Origin of the sequence: Methanobrevibacter sp., assembly GCF_045114555.1 — an archaeon.
Taxonomy (GTDB): domain Archaea; phylum Methanobacteriota; class Methanobacteria; order Methanobacteriales; family Methanobacteriaceae; genus Methanobrevibacter.
The window spans coordinates 139950-158786 of sequence record NZ_JBGUKT010000018.1; the positions used below are offsets into that span (position 1 = coordinate 139950).

Sequence of the window (18837 nt, forward strand, 5' to 3'; positions counted from 1 at the left end):
CAAAATTACAAATTAATTCTAAGCTGATAAGTAAGTTAAATTCATTTAAATTACAAATAAATTCTATAAAGGAGGATTTAATATGGGAATTAAAAGCGCAGCAAAAAAAGTCGGAAAAGCAATTATCTTCATGAAACTCTTTGAAGAGATAAAAGCCAATAAAGAGCCATTAGAAGCAGATATTGCTAAATTGAAAGAAATCATTGAAGAATGGAAAGCAGAAGCTCCAGAAGACAAGACCGCTATTTTGGCTTCCATTTTGGTAAAAGCTCAAGAAGGCAATGTTGAAGATGCAAAAGCAGAATTCGAACAGGCTAAAGCGGAATACCATGCTGAAGATGAAGACATTCTTCCATGGTTTGAAAACCAAATTGAAATCATTGAAGCTGAAAAGGAAGCAGAAGCAGAAGAATAATTTATTTTTAAATTATTTTTCTTCTATTTTTTCTTTTTTTATTTTTTAATTATTTTTTTAATATTTTTCAATTAATTTTTTCACTAATTTTTTATTTTTAAATCTTTTTTTAATTAATTTTCAAAGCCCTTTCATAAGTTTTGATCTTTTAAAAATAGCTGGTTTTAATTGTTAAATAAAAATTTTGAAAAAAAAGAAAATTAAATGCCTTAATTCAATAAGGCATTCTATTTTATTTTAAATATTAATTTAAATCATCTTTTGACTTTCACAGTTCTTTTAATGCTGTGTTTAAGATAAGACATTTTTACAGTGTATTTTTTACCTGCTTTAAGCTTTTTAAGCACGCTTTTTTTGATTATGACTTTTGCAATTCCTTTTGAGTTGGTTTTTGCATAATAGTTTTTGCCTCTGAATCTGAATTTAATCTTTTTATTTTTAAGCAATGCTTTTCCTTTAGTAAGCTTTACAGTTAAAGTGAGTTTTTTAGCAGATTTTTTCACTGTTTTGTTTTTTGAAGTCAATTTGATGTAATTGTAAATGCAGTTTGAACAGGTTCCACCTAATACATCCCTGCCAGATGAACTTGCCTTATTGGCAGTGAAATTGCATTTATTCACTTTCAAACGCTTCTTGTCAGATGCAACATTTAAAAATCCATATATTGCTCCACCTTTGTTAGCAGTGTTTTTGCTGAAAGCACAATTGGTGATATTTGCAGAATAGTATTTCATCTTTGGAACCCAAGTCTTGTTTACGTAACTGCCGCTTTGTTCATGGCATCTGAAGTAAACCGCTCCACCATTTTTAGGTGCCTTGTTATTTGTGAATTTTGAATTCTTTAAAACCAAATTCTTGTTTGCAAATACCGCTCCTCCATGCTCATTAGCTTGGTTGGAATTAAATGTACATGAATTGATGTTTAGGTGAGTGAATCCATAAATTGCTCCTCCACCACGTCCTTTTGCAATATTGTTGGTGAAAATGCATTTGGATACATAGTCTGTTCCATAGCTTAAATCAATGTTTAATGGAGCATTGAAAATGAATTCCATTTCCCCTTCAGGAGTTTCATCCTCATAAGCTTTCTTAAAGAATTCAACGGCTTTGTCTATGGAAAATGTTAAGACAGCTCCACCGTCTCCTCCTGCAGTATTCTTGGTAAATTTGGAATTCTTTAAGTTCAAGTGTCCTACAGAGTTTATAGCACCACCACAATATTTAGCGTAGTTATTTGTAAAGACACAATTGTTAACGGTTAAATTACCATAATTGAATATTGCTCCACCGTAAAGATCGGTGTTTCCATTGACGAATTTAATGTTGTTCAATACAACGTAATTGTTATCAGTAAGGCCATATCTCACTAAGAATATTCTTGACTTGGACAATCCGTCTAGTGTGTGGCCGTTACCGTTTATTGTCAAGTTCTTATTTATTTGGATACCTCTTTTGCTAAATCCATCATCATAAGTGTAATTCTTATCCAATGTAATTACAGTCCCTTCTTCTGCATTATTGATTTTCTGTTGCAATGCAGAAAATGTTCCATCATCTTCTGGGTTCGCTTCCATTACATCCTCCTCGGAAGATTCAGTTAGGATTTCATCTATATTTCCAACTGAATCGCTGTCATCAACAGCAATGATTCCAGTGTCTTCGGCTGCATTCACTGCATCATCAACCTCATTTGCAGAAACGCTTGCAATGGTGAATAGGAAAATGATTAGGCATACCATCAGAAGGCTTTTTTTGAATTTCATAAACTTTCCTCATTTCATTTATCATATATAGATTAACGTAATTTCTAAAATAATTTGCTTTCCTCTAGTTTCTCTTCAAAGTAATGGGAAGGCTTGTCTAATTTTTCTTTAATGATCACTGCGGCGATTATTGTTACAAATCCAATAGCTAAAAGTATGGCCAATGCTGGGATATAGTTTGACCAAACAGTACCAAGCTGTGCTTCACGTACCAATGTAATTCCATAAGTCATAGGCATGTATGGATACAATGCCCTGAAGAATGGATGCATGATTTGAATTGGATAGATTCCTCCAGTTGCAGATATTTGAAGAACCAAAAGGACAACTCCAATAGCCTTTCCAACTGTACCGATTGCAGAAATTATTGAGTAGATTAAGATCATGAATATCATCGATACCAGTATGCAGGATGCAATAAAGAGTATTGGATTTAATATTTGAATGCCGAGAAGATAACATCCTATTATTGTCACGCATGCTTGAAGTATGCTCATTATAATGTATGTTAACAATTTACCGAAGTACATTTCAAATGGGGAATACTTGGTTCCTTGGCTGGTTCCTGGCTTCATCATTACACAAGTGATTACAGCACCTACCCACATGGATAATACAAGATAGAATGGAGATACATCAGAACCGTATGAATTAACAGGGAATAGCTCGTTTCTTTCCAATTCTACAGGAGAAAGGAAATAATCTCCAAGAGTGTCTTCATCTATACCTGTGATTCCACCAAGTGTATCTGCAGTGGATCCTAATGAACTGGATGCTGCAAACAATGCATTTGTTGCACCATTGGAAAGCAGTGATGCTCCAGATGCAAGACTTACTGAACCTTCTGCTAATTTACTGCTTCCGTCAGCTACTTGATTTGCACCATCTGCCAGTTGGCTTCCTCCATTAGCTAACTGATTTGCACCGTTTGCTAACTGTTTTCCTCCAGCAGCCACTTGACTGCTTCCATCAGCAAGCTTAACGTTTCCTTCGGCATAGTCTTTTATTGGTCCATCAGGTATTAATGAAGGGTCAACTGCAGCTGACAATTCCTCTGAACCTTTTTCCACTTGGGATGCACCATCACTTAATTGGTCTGAACCTTGCTTTAATTGTGATGCACCATCATTAAGTGAAGATGCTCCAGATTTAACTTGACTCGCACCATCTTTTACTTGGCTTTCACCGCTTTTGACTTGGTTTGCTCCTGCCTGAACTTTTGCATTAGCTGCTTGAAGCTGTTTTCCACCATTTGCTAGTTTTTGAGCTCCTTCAGCAAGGCCTGCCTGCAATTCACCAAGCTTTTGGTAAGCTGCAATATCTATGATTTCAACTATCTTTGCGTTCAATGATGTATAAACAGCATTAGCACCAGAATCAGTCAATTTAGTTGCTACAGGGTTTGTTTTCATATTGACAATGTATTCAAGCTTTGCTTGTTTGGGATTGTCGCCAGTGATTGAAACAATGTTTTCACTCAGGTTTTTGGGTATGACAATTCCCGCATAATAGGTTCCGTTATACACGCCCTTTCGCAAGTCATCTTCTGAAACGAATGTCCATTCGAATTTATCGTTATTCTTCAAGTCTTTTACAAGTTCCTTTCCTACATTTATGTCTTTATCATTGAATGATGCTCCTTCATCAAGGTTAGCTATTGCAAATGGAACATCGCCAGTGTTTCCATAAGGGTCCCAACACGCCTGTATGTTCAAAAGCGCATAAAGTGAAGGAAGTATAATTACTCCAATGAGAACAATCACTACAATAGGATTAGAGAATGCTCCCTTGAAGTTATTCTTCATGATTTCTGCAATCATCATAGGATCTTTTCTACTCATCGTTTTACCTATTCAAATTTTTTTAATATGTATTATTATATTCTTTTTAATATAAATCATTTTTATAAAAATTTTAATCTATTTTCCTTATAACTATGTTATGTTTTTTCTCAATTCAATAGATTTAAATCATATTCATTTAAAAATTATATTTGAGAAATAAAATTTAAAAACGACTGGTATTGTGATAAAATGAACCTTGAAGATACAATATATAAAAGACAATCCATTAGATCTTATGATGATGCACCACTTGACAATCAAACCCTTGATGAGATAAGGGATTTCATTGATAATGCAAAGGAATTGAATCCAAACATAAAATGGAGTTATGAAATTCTCCCAACAGAGAATATCTCTACAATGATGAGATGGAAGGCACCTCATTACATAGCTATTTTTAGTGAAGAAAAGGAGAACTACTATCAAAATATTGGTTTTATCTTTCAACAGGTAGACCTCTTTTTACAAAGCAAGGGAATAGGAAGCTGTTGGATAGGAATGGGAAATCCTAAAAATTATGAAAATCCAGATAATGACCAAAAATTCATTATAATCATATCACTTGGTAAGCCAAAAGGGAATCTCTACAGGGAGATGGACCAGTTTAGAAGAAAAAGTCTTGATGAGATATCCGATAAAGGGGATGAAAAACTAGTCCCTGCACAATTTGCACCATCCGCTTCAAATACCCAGCCATGGTACTTTACACATAACGACGATGGAAGTTATGACTTATACAGAGTGAAACTTGGAAGACTTAGAAACAGATTCTATAAGAAATGGAATAGGATTGATACAGGAATAGCTTTGGCACATCTTTATGCAGCGAATGAGGATAGCTTTAGATTCTACATGAAAGACAATCCTAAAGAGCTTAAAGGATTATTCTACGCTGGAAGCTTTGAGATTTAATAGCTATTTTTAGCTATTTATTTTTTATTTTTCACACTTTTTTACCAACGGGCATCATGTTTTTTACTTTTAATTTTTAGTTATTTTTACCATAAATAAGGAATTAGCTTATATTTTACATTTTCCTTATACTCCTTATATCCAATCAATTCATTCTCCAATACCTTTTCCTCATTTCTTATTCTAAATATGATTATTATTGGATAAACGAGCATCACAACGAATGAAAATATTGAATCCAATACCAATGGCATTGACAGGAACAGGAATATTGTGGAAGTGTACATTGGATGCCTTACAATGCCATATAATCCACTATCAACCACTTTTTGATTCTCACTCACTTCAACGGTACGTGAAAGGTATTCATTTTCTCTAAGTACTTCAGCATACATGATATAAGCTATCAAAAATATGACTGAAGCGATAATAATCACCACAGTTGGAAGCTTGAACCATCCGAATCTAAAATTAAGCCCTGCTAAAATGAAAGCAAGTAGAAATATTATTCCGCTAATCAATATCACTGTTTTCTGTTCATCTTCCTCTTCCTTTGCATTCAATCTTCTTCTTAAAAGATCCGGAGACTTGAAAAGCATGATTATTCCTGCAAAAAACATAGGAATAAAGAGCAATGCTATAAATAGCCATCCATTAGGATAATCAAAAGTTCCAGCAGGAATGAAAAGAAGTGCACAAATGATTATAAAACCAATTATGAATTTGCTTAATGCTTGAAAAAATAGTTTCTTATCCATCATATCACCAATTCACTTTACAATTAATTTTTTATTTTTTCAATATATTAAGCTTTGAGTTTTTGGAATGAATTATATATTTTTTACAATAAATATAAACATATTAATAATTGAATTTTAAAAAATCAAAAAAATTAATGATGAACTGATTAATATGAAGTGGAAAATTGGAAATGTTGAAATAGACAATCAAATAGCTTTGGCCCCTATGGCGGGAGTATGTGACTTCAGCTTCAGAACCATTGTAAAGTCAATGGGATGTGGGCTGATTGAAACTGAAATGGTTTCAGACAAGGCTATCATGTATGGCAATTGGAAAACCAAGGAAATGCTATACATGACTGATTATGAACATCCAATTTCACAGCAGATTGTCGGCTCTGATTTGGAATCTCTCACATTTGCATCAAAGTACATCTGGGAAAATACAGATGTAGATATCATTGACATTAACATGGGATGTCCTGTAACTAAGGTGACAAACAGGTCAAAGGCAGGATGTGCTTTGATGAAAGAACCGGATAAGATAAAATCTATTGTAGAATCTATTGTAGACATTGTGCCGATTCCAGTGACTGTAAAGATTAGAAGCGGTTGGGATAAAAACAGCATAAATGCAGTGGAAGTAGCACAAATAGTCGAAGATGCAGGTGCATCAGCAATTACAGTTCATCCAAGAACAAAGGATCAAGGATATTCAGGAAAGGCGGATTGGTCCATTATAAAAGAAGTCAAGGAAAATGTGAATATTCCAGTTATTGGAAATGGTGACATCAAATCATGCTTTGATGCAAAGAGAATGCTTGATGAAACAAATTGTGATGCAGTCATGATTGGAAGGGCCTCACTTGGAAATCCATGGCTTATCAGGGATTGCGTTAACTATATTGAAGACGGCACACTTCCATATGAAGTTACAATGGAAGAGAGAATGGAAACCCTTAAAAAACACATAGATATGCTTATTGAAGTCAAGGGAGAGGAATTTGCAATTCCAAAAATGAGAACTCAAGCTGCATATTACGTTAAGAAATTGCCAAGAACAATAGAATTAAAGCAGCAAATATTTAAAATGAATACAAAAGAAGATCTGTTTAATCTGTTGGATGATTATGTAAAATCAATGGAAAAAGAGTAAATAAAAAAAGAAAAAAATTGTTCAAACTTTTTAAAAGTTTGAACTAGTAATAAACTTTAACAGCCTCATCAACATCATCATGAAGACCTAAAGCTGCAAGTGCACCTACTTTACCTTGGTCTCCTGTAACTGCAATGAGTGGAATGTCCAATTCTTCTGCAAGCTTTTCAGCAGTTTCAACATCCATCATACCTGTTTTTGTAGCCATTGCATATTCTCTAAGTTTTGGTGGGATTCCAATTCCTTCAAGAATAGCTATTGCAGTCTTATCGGATAATGTGTCATGCTCAAGGATTTCAATAAGTCTATTGATCAATCTTTCCTTATCTTCAGCCATTACAGCAAAGGTAAGTGCAATTGAAACACAGTTTTGAGTTTTGTGAGGATTATGTGGGAATAACTGAACGATAATATGGTCAAGATACTCGAATCCTTCCTCTTTCAATTGAAGGCCAATATTATGAGCCATAGTCCAAGTTGCTCCAGCATCCTTAACGTCAGTGTCATCGATTCCAATGACTAGCTTTTCGTATTTTGGAGTTACTACAGTAGCTTTTCCTTCCTTACTGCCTCCTCCAACTTCAAGGACATCCACGTATTTGACACCTTCTCCCATTCCTCTGCACATTCCAGCACCTACGCCAGCACCAGCAAGGCCTCCATGGGTTACCTTAACTTCCTTAGCCTCTTCATCAATTGCAACCTCTTCAATTCCAGCAGCATTGATACTTGCCTTAAGGTCTATTGGCTTTTTGCCTACTTTACAAAGGTATGTGTGCTTGTTACCATCCCTTTTAGCTTTAATGATAAGTTCACTGCTGTGTTGGTATTGATAAAGCAACCAGTTGGAACCGCTTGGACATGGGTGGTATTCAATAAGTTCTACTAAATCTCCATCAGCCATTGTTATGACTTTTTCATATGGAGCAATCCATGGGTCATCAAATTTTTCCTTTAACTCTTCAGGTTTTAAAATTGCCATATTATCCTCTAAACTTTTAGAAAAAGTTTAATCAAAATTTTTTCAATAATGATTAAATCAATTAAATTTTTTTAAAATAGAAAAATAGTTTTAAAGAATTCATTGAAGAATTCTTTTTTTAAAATTAAATGTCTTGTAATCTGTCACACATTTTAACAGCTGCTTCAACAGCGTTTTTACCATAGCTAACTCTTCTGTGTGCATCTAATCTGGTCATTCCAGGACCGCTGATTCCAAGGGAAATTGGTTTACCCCATTCTAAGGATAAGTCAGCTATTTTACGGGATGCATGTTGAGCTACGATTTGGTCGTGATCGGTTGCACCTTCAATTACGGTACCTAAAGTGATTATGCAGTCAAGGTCAATTCTGCCTTCTTCATCTGCTTCAGTTAATTTTTTGATTGCAAGTGGCATATCGAATACGCCAGGAACCATTACAATTTTTGTAATTTCACAGTCACGAACTTTAGCTTCTGCTTTTGCAAGTTCTAACATCATATGAGTGATATCATAATTAAATTCTGCAACTACTGCACCAATATTATATTTTACCATTTTTTATCCTCCACAATAAAGTTTTCTTGTAATTAATTAGATTTAAATCTTTTATTTTCATTTATTATTTTCATTATTAATTATTCTGATTTATATTACATATGCAATGAAAGTAGCCACTGCACTGAAAACCATAATAAAAATAATAAACAATGCTGCAATTTTTACTGCGTCCATTTTAAATCTCCTTTTTTTAGATAATAAAATTAATTGTAATTTTAATCTTCTAATATTTTTATATATTATTGTAATTACTTATAAATGTTTTATATTATTTAAAATTATTCAATATTAATTTTTAATTTTAATTTTTTCATTTGAATAAAATGACTATAAATCAAAAAGTTTCAATTAAGAATCAAATCAATATTCTGGATTTTCCTTTTTGAATTCAGAATAGTTGTCATACTTCAAGACATCTAAGAAGAACTTTTTCTTCTTTGGGCCTAAATTATCCAAGTAGTCTTGGTAATACTCAGTCTCTTTAATCTTTTCATAGTCTTCCTTTATTAGATTAAAAAGAGGCTCCTTAGAATCTTCTGTAATGTCCATAAGTGCCATTCTTGGACCATTGATCTTGTAGGCTAAAAGGTCGAACTTGTAGTCTTCATAGAATCCATTGTCAATCATTCTTCTCATAAGTTCGCATCCTGCTTCAACAGTATCCAGGTAGTTTGCATCCACTACATGAGTTATTGAGGCATTGTGCTTTCGTCTGTAATAGAAATGCTTTCTAATGATTGAAATCCTTTTGGCCTTTAGATAAACATAAAAGAAAAATGGCATATCCTCAAAGTATATTCCCTCTGGAAAGCTAGCGTCAATTGATTTTAAAAAGCTGTTTCTATAAATCTTTTGGCAGCTGCTTACAGATAAGTCAAATAGGAAATCCTTTGTTTTCTCACTTGAGAATACGACATCATCAAAGCTTTCATCAAGATTATTCAAATTGAACCAATCATTCTCATAGACTCTTCCTGTTTCATCATCATAATTGATCATCTGATACATTGTAATGTCTGTATCCTTGGCCTTTGCTTCATTGTATGCAATTTCAAAGGCTTCTTCTGTAAACCAGTCATCAGCGTCAAGAAAAGTGACATATTCCCCTCTAGCTATTTTCATGCCCTTGTTTCTGCTTGCGCCAAGGCCAATGTTTTCCTGGTCAATAACCACAATCCTATTGTCCTTATCTGCATAGCTATTGATAATGTCTAATGTATTGTCAGTTGATCCATCATTGATTATGATAATTTCTATATCTTTCAATGTTTGGTTTACTACACTTTCAATGGCTTTACTAATGAATTTCTCTTCATTGTATGCAGAAAGAATAACAGATATTTTTGGATTGGTCATTTAAATTCACTTAGATTAATTGGTTAAAAAATAAAATTAATTTAAAAATTAATTAAAATAATTAAATATAAAAATAATTAAAATTTATTAAAAATTTAGTTTAAAGCATTTATGATTGCTTCAGCCACTTCGCTGGTTGTAGCAGTTCCTCCAAGGTCTGGAGTTAAGGTTTTTCCTTCATTCAAGACCTCAAGTATTGCATCATTCAATCTTTCTTCTGCTTCATATTCCTTCAAGTAGTTCAGCATCATGCAAGCTGACAGTAACATAGCCATTGGATTTGCAATTCCTTGACCTGCAATGTCTGGTGCAGAACCATGAACAGGCTCAAATAATGCCCCATCCTCTCCAATATTACCTGATGGAATCATGCCTAATCCACCTACAAGACCTGCTCCCTCATCTGATAGGATATCCCCGAACAAGTTAGTGGTTACAATGACTTCAAAGCTTTCAGGCCTTGTTATGAGATACATTGCAGTGGCATCCACATAGAAGTCTTCCACTTCTATTTCACCTTCATAATCCTTAGCCACTTCGTATAATATTTCCTTGAACAGTCCATCAGTCACTTTCAAGACATTTGCCTTATGAACTCCAGTGACTTTAGACTTATTGTTGTTTTTAGCGTATTGGAAAGCGTATTCGATAATCCTTCTCTCAGCTTTCTTGGTAATTATCCTTCTAGCTATTGCCCCTTCTTCAGTATATTCCTCTTCCTTTGCAATATACATTCCTTCAGTGTTTTCCCTTACAATCATAAAGTCAAGGTTGTCAAATAGGGCATTGGTGTTTGGATATGATTTGACCGGCCTTAGGTTTGCAAAGAGGTTCAATTCCTGTCTAAGTCTTACAATAACGTCTGCTGCAGTTTCTCCTGCAGCTCCAAAAAGACATGCATCTGCACTTTTTGCAAGTGCTATTGTTTCATCTGGCAAAGCTTCACCATTTTTTTCAAGACATTCGTCTCCAGCTTCACCATAATTGAAATTAAAGTCAATATCCAATGAATTCAATACATTTATGCATGCGTCCATAACTTCTTTACCAATTCCATCTCCTGGAATTACAGCAATATTATACATTTTTTAACCTCATAAATTAATAAAAAAATAATTTCTAGATTTTTATTAGAAAAAATATGAATGAATATTATATTAATTTCTTAGATAATTTTTAAATTTTTTTTAGAATAATTATTCATTCTTTTGATTTTTCAAGTAATTGATTAAACCACCGGATTCAAGGATTTCAAGCATGAATGGAGGCAATTTCTTAAATTCGATTTCCTTTCCGCTTTCTGATATGATCAATCCCTTTTCCATGTCCACTTCTATTTCCTCACCATCTTCAATAAGTTCAGACACTCCAGGGGCTTCCAAAAGTGGAACTCCAACATTTGTAGCGTTTCTATAAAAGATTCTTGCAAAGGATTCTGCTATCACTGCAGATATTCCACATCCCTTAATAGCTATTGGAGCATGCTCTCTGCTTGATCCGCATCCGAAATTTGTTCCTCCAAGAATGAAGTCTCCTGCATTTGCCTTTGACTTAAAGTCAGATACCAATCCTTCCATGCAATGCTCTGATAACCTTTCCTCATCAGTGTAAATCAAGTATCTTCCTGGAAGAATAATGTCTGTATCAATGTCATTTCCAAATTTCCAAACCTTTCCTTTCATAATATAACCTCTGAATATAGATTTATTCCTCCTTAGGAAGAGATTCTTCCTTCAATAGCTGACTGTGCTGCCACTTTAGCTGAAGATAGGTAAACCTTTCCTTCTGGACTTCCTTGTCTTCCCTTAAAGTTTCTGTTTGATGTTGACAGACTTACCTCATCAGGTCCGATAAGGCCTGTATGGCCACCAAGGCATGGTCCACAGCATGGTGCTGAAACAAGTGCTCCAGCTTCTACAAATATCTTGATCAATCCTTCATCCAATGCCTTAATGTAAGTTTCCTTGGAAGCAGGGATGACTAGCATTCTAAGCTCATTTGCTATCTTGTTTCCTTTCAATATCCTTGCAGCATCTCTTAAGTCTTCGATTCTTCCATTAGTGCATGAACCGATAAAGACTTGATCGAGTTCAACATCACCAAGTTCGCTTGCAGGCTTTACATTATCCACATTATGAGGACAAGCTATTTGCGGCTCAAGATCACTTACATCAATGTCCCTTATTTCAAGGCTTGGAGAATCAAGGTCACTTGTAAGATTTGATTTTTCGATAAAAGCTTTCAATCTGTTTTTATTTTCACCGCTTACACGGTTTTTAAGGTAATCATATGTCTTTTCATCTGGCTCTATAAGTCCGGTTTTTCCTCCCATTTCAATTGCCATATTTGATAGGACCATTCTATCTGAAATGCTCATGTTGGAGATTGTTTCTCCTGCAAATTCACATGACTTATAGGTAGCGCCATCCGCTCCGACTTGGCCTATGATGTTCAAGATAACATCCTTTGCTGATGTGTTCTCCTTCAGTTTTCCTTCCACATTGAATCTGATTGTTTCAGGCACCTTAAACCATAGCTGTCCGGTAGACAAGACCATTGCCATATCTGTAGAGCCGATTCCTGTTGCAAATGCACCAAAAGCTCCATATGTACAGGTATGTGAGTCTGCACCTACAATAACGGTTCCAGGTATTACATGGCCTTTTTCTGGCAAGACCTGATGACAAACACCTTCCTTTACATCGTAGAAGTTTTCAATTCCTTGTTCCTTTACAAATTTTCTCATCAATATATGGTTATTAGCGGAATCTAGAGAATCTGCTGGAACCTGATGGTCAAATGGAATCACTATTTTAGAGGAATCCCATACCTTTTCAGTTCCTATTTTTTCGAATGATTCAACTGCGAGAGGTCCAGTCAAATCATGCATCATAGCTATATCGATATCTGCCATGACAATGTCTCCAGCTTCAGCTTCTCCTTTGCCGGAAGCTCTAGCAAATATCTTTTCAGCAATTGTTGACATATTTTCACCTCAATTAAAAAGAGTTAATGATAGTTAGTTAGAATGATAGATTATTTTTGTATTTTTACAAATTTCCATATTTCATCTAAATTCATTTGTTGTATTTATACAAGTTTCCATAATTTATTAAAGTAATCTCATCTGGCACTTCCTTGATTATGTTTTTAGTGTCAAAGATGATTCCTGTCTTCATGTTTTTAGACAATGCTTCATAATCCAAGTTCTTGAATTGGTCATGGTCTGTTAAGATTAAAACCAATGATGAGTCTTTAGTGGCTTTATCAAAATCAAGGTAATCCGGATTGTCAAAGTGAGGGTCATGGATAGCTATTTCGTATCCTGCTGCCTTCAATCCAGTGATTATTTCAAATGCAGGGCTTTCCCTTGCATCATCTGTATTTCCCTTATATGCCACTCCAAAGACAGAGATCTTTTCTGCATCCTCATCAAGCTTTGATAGTATTTTGCCGGTGTTTTCAATTACAAATCCTGGCATGCTGTTGTTTGTATCCCTTGCCAACTTGATTATCTTAGCTGTTTCAGGAGCCTTTGCATAGATGAAATACGGATCGATTGCAAGACAGTGTCCGCCTACACCAGGACCTGGACTGTGGATATTCACTCTAGGGTGCTTGTTAGCCATTTCAATAACATCAAGTGCGTTAACTCCAATCTCTGCACCAATCTTTGCAAGCTCATTTGCAAGTGCAATGTTCACATCCCTAAAGGTGTTTTCCATACATTTGGATAATTCTGCAGTTTTCGCTTCAGTTTCAATAATTTCCCCTTCAACAAAGGTTCTATAGACATCTGCAGCTTTACGGCTGCACTCTTCGGTTATTCCACCAACGATTCTGTTGTTGTTCACCAATTCTTCCATGATTTGTCCAGGGAGAACTCTTTCAGGGCAATGAGCAAGGAATAAATCTTCTCCAATTACAAATCCTTCATTTTCAAAAATCGGCTTAATTATTTCATCAGTGGACATAGGAGCTATTGTAGATTCAATGATGACAACATTTCCCTTTTTTAAAACAGGCAAGATGGATTGGCATGCAGATATTACATAGCTTAAGTCACAGCTTAAGTCCTCCTTCACATAAGGTGTAGGAACTGTGATTATAAATGTGTCTGCCTCTTCAGGCTTCAATGAAGCATGATAGTGTCCTTTTTTCACTGCATTTTCAATAGCTTCTGTAATTCCTGGCTCCTCAATATGAGCAATTCCTTGGTTTAACTTATCAACAATCTCTTCATTTACGTCTACTCCAAGGACCTCACAGCCATTTTTAGCAAACAATGCGGCTGTTGGCAATCCAATGTAACCTTGACCTACAATACAAATTTTCATAAATATCGCCCTGAATGTTTTATTTTGTCATAGTTTTAAATTATTTTTAAAATAAAACTTTTTTAAAAGTATTATTAGTTTATACGATTTTATTTATGATTTTTATTTAATATAAATATTTTATATAATTCATAATTTAGGATATTTTAATTATAGAATATATTTATATTTTATAAAACTAAAAATTATATTATAATAGTTTATTAAACTTTAATTTAATTTGAGGAATTTTATGAAAATAATGATAACTGGTGCCTATGGAATGTTAGGTTCTGATTTAAGAGAGGTTCTTAAAAACTTTGAATTGATCTGTACCGGTTCTAAGGATTTGGATATTACTGATGAAGAGAAAGTGATTGATTTCATCAGTGAAAAATCACCTGATTTGGTTGTTAATGCTGCAGCTTATACTGCTGTCGATGATTGTGAAACCAATTTTGATGAGGCATACGCTGTAAATGCATTAGGCCCTAAAAATTTAGCCATTGCTTGCAATAGCATTGATGTTCCTTTAGTCCATATCAGCACAGATTATGTCTTTGATGGAAGCGAGAGAACTCCTCTCATAGAAACCGATAAGTTAGGTCCTCAAAGCGCTTATGGAAAAACAAAATTGGAGGGAGAGAAATTCATACAGGAGAATACTGACAAGTATTTCATTCTTCGTACTGCATGGCTATATGGCCTTCATGGAAACAATTTTGTAAAGACAATGCTCGATTTGGCTGAAACCCATGATGAGATAACTGTTGTCAATGACCAAATAGGATCTCCAACATACTCCTTGGATTTGGCTGTTGCAATCACCAATCTATTGAATAGCGATAAGTATGGAATTTACCATGTGACAAATGAAGGTGAATGTTCCTGGTATGATTTTGCAAAACTGATATTTGAATTGTCCAATGTTGATGTTAATGTCATTCCAGTAAGCACTGAGGAATTCCCAAGGCCTGCTCCAAGACCTCATTATTCAGTTTTAGACAATAAAAAGTGGAACGCATCAGGATTTGTTCCAATGAGAGATTATAAAGAGGCTTTAGGTTCTTATTTATCATTGTATAATTTTTTTAAACGACTTAGAAAGATTTGATTTAAAAATCTAAAAATAATATTTACAAAAAATTTTAACAAATTACAAAAAATTTAATAAATGCAAATTAATTTTTAAAAAGTGAGTGATTATATGAAAGGAATAGTATTGGCTGGTGGAGCTGGAACAAGATTGTATCCAATTACAAAGGCTGTTTCCAAACAGCTATTGCCTTTATATGATAAACCGATGATCTATTATCCGATATCCGTATTAATGTTAGCTAACATTAGGGATATCCTCATCATCTCAACTCCAAGAGACCTGCCGATGTATAAGGAATTATTGGGGGACGGTTCTGATTTGGGAATGTCTTTCTCTTATGCAGAGCAGGAAAATCCTAATGGTTTGGCTGAAGCATTCATCATTGGTGAGGAATTCATTGGTGATGACAATGTTGCTCTTATCTTAGGAGACAATGTGTTCCATGGACATAGGTTCACAGAAATATTGGAAAGGGCATGTTCCCTTGAAGAGGGAGCAGTTGTCTTTGGTTATTATACAAACAGGCCTGAGGAATTCGGTGTTGTAGAGTTTGATAAGGATTGGAATGTCTTGTCCATTGAAGAGAAGCCTGAGCATCCTAAATCCAATTACATTGTTCCTGGACTTTATTTCTATGACAATGATGTTATTGAAATCGCTAAGAATGTCAAGCCATCTGATAGGGGTGAGCTTGAAATAACCTCAATCAATGAAGAATACCTTAAATGCGGAAAGCTTAAGGTCGAATTGCTTGGTAGAGGAATGGCTTGGCTTGATACTGGAACTCATGACGGATTGCTTGAAGCAAGTAATTTCATTGAAACAGTCCAAAGAAGGCAAAGTTTATTTATAGCTTGTTTGGAAGAGATAGCTTATTTAAAAGGTTATATCAATAAGGAAGATTTATTGAGATTGGCAAAGCCTCTTGAAAAGACAGAATATGGCCAATATTTAATTGAACTGGCTGACAGAAAGCTATAACAAAAATTTCATAATCAAATTTTATCAATCAGAAGGTATGAAAATGGGTAAATTCAAGATAACTAAAAGTGAAATTGAAGGAGTCTTCACTGTTGAACCAACAGTTTTTGGTGATGAAAGAGGATACTTTATGGAAACCTATAATGAAAATGATTTCAAGGAGGAAGGCATTGACTTGACCTTTGTCCAGGATAATCAATCAAAATCATCAAAAGGAGTTTTAAGAGGGCTTCATTTTCAATACACCCAACCTCAAGGAAAGTTGGTTCGCGTAATAAAAGGTGAGGTTTTTGATGTGGCTGTTGACCTTAGAAAGAAATCAGACACTTACGGAAAATGGATAGGTGAGATTCTTTCTGAGGAGAATAAGAAACAGCTTTTCATACCAAAGGGATTTGCTCATGGATTCCTGGTTTTATCAGATGAAGCCGAATTCGTTTACAAATGCACTGATTTCTACAATGGTGAAGATGAAGGGGGAATCATTTGGAACGATCCTGATATAGCTATTGATTGGCCATTGGAAGGAATCGGAGAGGAAAACATTCTTTTATCTGATAAGGATAAGTTATGGAAACCAATGAAGGAAACTGAAACAGATTTTTAATTTATTTAATATTTAACGTTTTATTATCAATTATTCAATATTCAATTATTCATTCAACATGTGATTTATATGACTAAAGTTTTAATAACTGGTGGAGCAGGATTTATAGGGAGCAATTTTGTAAAGTATATGCTTGAAAAGTATCCTGATTATGAGATTGTAAATTTAGATGCCCTTACATACTGTGGAAATCTTGAAAATTTGGAGGATATTGAAGACAATCCTAACTATGCCTTTTTTAAAGGTGACATTCAAGATGAGGAATTGGTTGATTCTATTGTCAAGGATACTGATTATATAGTTCATTTTGCTGCTGAAAGTCATGTAGACCGCAGCATTGAAGATCCTCAAATATTCATCAAGACCAATATCATTGGAACTCAAGTGTTGTTGGATGCTGCCAAAAAGCACAATATCAAGAAGTTTTTACAGGTTTCTACAGATGAGGTCTATGGAAGTTTAGGTAAGGAAGGGTATTTCACAGAAGAAAGCCCACTTCAGGCAAACAGTCCATATTCCGCTTCAAAGGCAGGTGCTGATTTAATGGTGAGAGCCTATGGAGAAACATTCGGCTTGCCAATCAACATCACAAGATGCTCAAACAATTATGGCCCTTATCAATTCCCTGAAAAGCTTATTCCATTAATGATTTCAAATGCTTTAGAGGATAAGGAGTTGCCAGTTTACGGTGATGGTAAGAACATTAGGGATTGGTTGCATGTCTATGACCATTGTACAGCTATTGACCTTGTTCTCCATAAGGGGAAATTAGGTGAGGTCTACAATATTGGTGGCCATAATGAAAAGGAAAACATTGAAATCGTAAAGCTCATCTTAAAAGAGCTTGGCAAGAGCGAATCATTGATTAAATTCGTAAAAGACAGATTAGGGCATGACAGACGCTATGCAATCGATTCAACTAAAATAACTGAAGAATTAGGCTGGAAGCCAAAATACACCTTTGAAACAGGAATCATAGAAACAATCAATTGGTATCTGAACAATCAGGATTGGATGGAAAAGGTAAAATCAGGTGAGTATCAGGAATATTATGAGAAAATGTATTCCAAAAAATAATTTTTAATTTTTTAAAGTGATTTTATGAAAGTATCAGTAGTTACACCAAATTACAATGGTTTGAAATTCTTGAATAGCTATTTTGAAACATTATTGATTCAAAGCAGATTTATTGAAGAAATCATCATAATTGACAACGATTCTACTGATGGAAGCATAGAATTCATTGAAGAGTTTATAAATAGCGCAAACTATCCTATCGACATAGTTCTTATAAAAAATGAGGATAACTTAGGTTTTGCCCCTGCAGTGAATCAGGGGATAAGAGAAGCTAAATGTGAGTACATCTATTCAGTCAACAATGATGTGGAACTTGAATGGAACGCTTTGGAAGAGATCATCAAGGCTATGGATGAGTCAATTGACTTAGGGGAAAATCCATTTTCAATCCAGTCAAAGATGATTCAGCACTACAATAGGAAACTGATTGATGATGCTGGAGATGAATACACTATACTTGCTTGGACTAAAAAGATCGGTGATGGCCAGCCAGTGGAAAGATATGATGAGAAAAGGGAAATATTTTCATCATGTGCAGGAGCGGCATTGTATAGAAAATCAGCCCTAGAGGAAATAGGGCTTTTTGATGATAATTTCTTTGCCTATGTAGAAGATATAGACTTGGCTTACAGGTCTCAGATTTACGGGTACAAGAATTACTTCTGCCCAGATTCAATCGTTTACCATTATGGAAGCGGAACAAGCGGAAGCAGATACAATGAATTCAAGATCAGATTGGCTGCCCGTAACAATGTATTCCTGATTTATAAGAACTTCCCAATTTTACAGAAAATCATCAATTTCATATTCATATTTCTTGGATTTTTAATAAAATACATATTCTTCGCAATGAAAGGATACGGTTCCATTTACTTGGATGGAGTCAAGGAAGGATTAGGAAATAGAAAAGAATTAACAAAAACCCCATTTTTAAGAAAAAACTGGAAAAATTACTTTAAAATAGAATGGAAACTTATAAAAAACACTTTTGCTTATTTAAGGAAATAAATGCTTTACTTTAGGTGTAATA

General features: G+C 34.5%; 18 protein-coding genes. 8 read left to right on the forward strand and 10 right to left on the reverse strand.

Going from position 1 to position 18837, the window contains the following annotated elements; genetic code table 11:
• The first annotated feature begins 82 nt into the window (after positions 1–82).
• A complete protein-coding gene (locus ACJMLB_RS04060) occupies positions 83–415 on the forward strand; it encodes a hypothetical protein (protein WP_292778727.1) in 333 nt (110 codons plus the stop codon).
• A gap of 254 nt (positions 416–669) precedes the next feature.
• Here the strand turns inward: ACJMLB_RS04060 and ACJMLB_RS04065 are convergent, their stop codons facing one another.
• Entirely contained in the window at positions 670–2178 is a 1509-nt protein-coding gene (locus tag ACJMLB_RS04065; RefSeq protein WP_296856082.1) for a hypothetical protein, read from the reverse strand.
• 44 nt (positions 2179–2222) lie between these two features.
• Complete coding sequence (locus tag ACJMLB_RS04070) at positions 2223–4019, reverse strand: YhgE/Pip family protein (RefSeq protein WP_405323872.1); 1797 nt, start codon at positions 4017–4019, stop codon at positions 2223–2225.
• A gap of 192 nt (positions 4020–4211) precedes the next feature.
• Between ACJMLB_RS04070 and ACJMLB_RS04075 the strand changes: the two genes are divergently transcribed.
• Positions 4212–4934 (forward strand): nitroreductase family protein, encoded by a 723-nt coding sequence (locus tag ACJMLB_RS04075; RefSeq protein WP_405323874.1) that lies wholly within the window; start codon positions 4212–4214, stop codon positions 4932–4934.
• Between the two features lie 86 nt (positions 4935–5020).
• On the opposite strand, the gene ACJMLB_RS04080 is transcribed toward ACJMLB_RS04075, so the two are convergent.
• Positions 5021–5692 (reverse strand): methyltransferase family protein, encoded by a 672-nt coding sequence (locus ACJMLB_RS04080; RefSeq protein WP_405323876.1) that lies wholly within the window; start codon positions 5690–5692, stop codon positions 5021–5023.
• 154 nt (positions 5693–5846) lie between these two features.
• On the opposite strand from ACJMLB_RS04080, the gene dusB reads away from it, so the two are divergent.
• Positions 5847–6830: a tRNA dihydrouridine synthase DusB gene (gene dusB / locus ACJMLB_RS04085; RefSeq protein WP_405323878.1), complete on the forward strand. Its 984-nt coding sequence runs from the start codon at positions 5847–5849 to the stop codon at positions 6828–6830.
• A gap of 43 nt (positions 6831–6873) precedes the next feature.
• Here the strand turns inward: dusB and mmp11 are convergent, their stop codons facing one another.
• From mmp11 to ACJMLB_RS04120, 7 genes are all read right to left on the reverse strand, one after another.
• Positions 6874–7812: a methanogenesis marker protein 11 gene (mmp11, locus tag ACJMLB_RS04090; protein ID WP_405323880.1), complete on the reverse strand. Its 939-nt coding sequence runs from the start codon at positions 7810–7812 to the stop codon at positions 6874–6876.
• A gap of 124 nt (positions 7813–7936) precedes the next feature.
• On the reverse strand, positions 7937–8368 hold the full coding sequence (gene ribH / locus ACJMLB_RS04095) for a 6,7-dimethyl-8-ribityllumazine synthase (protein ID WP_295608389.1): 432 nt from the start codon (positions 8366–8368) through the stop codon (positions 7937–7939).
• 363 nt (positions 8369–8731) lie between these two features.
• Positions 8732–9727: a glycosyltransferase family 2 protein gene (locus ACJMLB_RS04100; RefSeq protein WP_405323882.1), complete on the reverse strand. Its 996-nt coding sequence runs from the start codon at positions 9725–9727 to the stop codon at positions 8732–8734.
• Between the two features lie 95 nt (positions 9728–9822).
• On the reverse strand, positions 9823–10812 hold the full coding sequence (locus tag ACJMLB_RS04105) for an isocitrate/isopropylmalate family dehydrogenase (protein WP_405323884.1): 990 nt from the start codon (positions 10810–10812) through the stop codon (positions 9823–9825).
• Positions 10813–10923: 111 nt separating this feature from the next.
• Positions 10924–11409 (reverse strand): 3-isopropylmalate dehydratase small subunit, encoded by a 486-nt coding sequence (locus tag ACJMLB_RS04110; RefSeq protein ID WP_295608385.1) that lies wholly within the window; start codon positions 11407–11409, stop codon positions 10924–10926.
• Positions 11410–11441: 32 nt separating this feature from the next.
• Positions 11442–12713, reverse strand: coding sequence for a homoaconitase large subunit (gene hacA, locus ACJMLB_RS04115; RefSeq protein ID WP_405323886.1), 1272 nt, complete (start codon positions 12711–12713; stop codon positions 11442–11444).
• Between the two features lie 91 nt (positions 12714–12804).
• The gene (locus tag ACJMLB_RS04120; protein WP_405323888.1) at positions 12805–14064 is read right to left on the reverse strand and encodes a nucleotide sugar dehydrogenase; all 1260 of its coding nucleotides are present in this window, start codon (positions 14062–14064) and stop codon (positions 12805–12807) included.
• Positions 14065–14296: 232 nt separating this feature from the next.
• On the opposite strand from ACJMLB_RS04120, the gene rfbD reads away from it, so the two are divergent.
• The 5 genes from rfbD (at position 14297) to ACJMLB_RS04145 (ending at position 18815) form a co-directional block, all read left to right on the forward strand.
• Positions 14297–15157 carry a dTDP-4-dehydrorhamnose reductase gene (gene rfbD / locus ACJMLB_RS04125; protein WP_405323890.1) on the forward strand — a complete coding sequence of 287 codons (861 nt, stop codon included), beginning with the start codon at positions 14297–14299 and terminating at the stop codon, positions 15155–15157.
• Between the two features lie 93 nt (positions 15158–15250).
• Positions 15251–16123 (forward strand): glucose-1-phosphate thymidylyltransferase RfbA, encoded by an 873-nt coding sequence (gene rfbA / locus ACJMLB_RS04130; protein WP_405323892.1) that lies wholly within the window; start codon positions 15251–15253, stop codon positions 16121–16123.
• Positions 16124–16166: 43 nt separating this feature from the next.
• Positions 16167–16730, forward strand: coding sequence for a dTDP-4-dehydrorhamnose 3,5-epimerase (gene rfbC, locus ACJMLB_RS04135; protein ID WP_405323894.1), 564 nt, complete (start codon positions 16167–16169; stop codon positions 16728–16730).
• Between the two features lie 69 nt (positions 16731–16799).
• The gene (gene rfbB, locus ACJMLB_RS04140) at positions 16800–17807 is read left to right on the forward strand and encodes a dTDP-glucose 4,6-dehydratase (RefSeq protein WP_405323896.1); all 1008 of its coding nucleotides are present in this window, start codon (positions 16800–16802) and stop codon (positions 17805–17807) included.
• Between the two features lie 24 nt (positions 17808–17831).
• Entirely contained in the window at positions 17832–18815 is a 984-nt protein-coding gene (locus ACJMLB_RS04145; protein ID WP_405323898.1) for a glycosyltransferase family 2 protein, read from the forward strand.
• Positions 18816–18837: the final 22 nt, after the last annotated feature.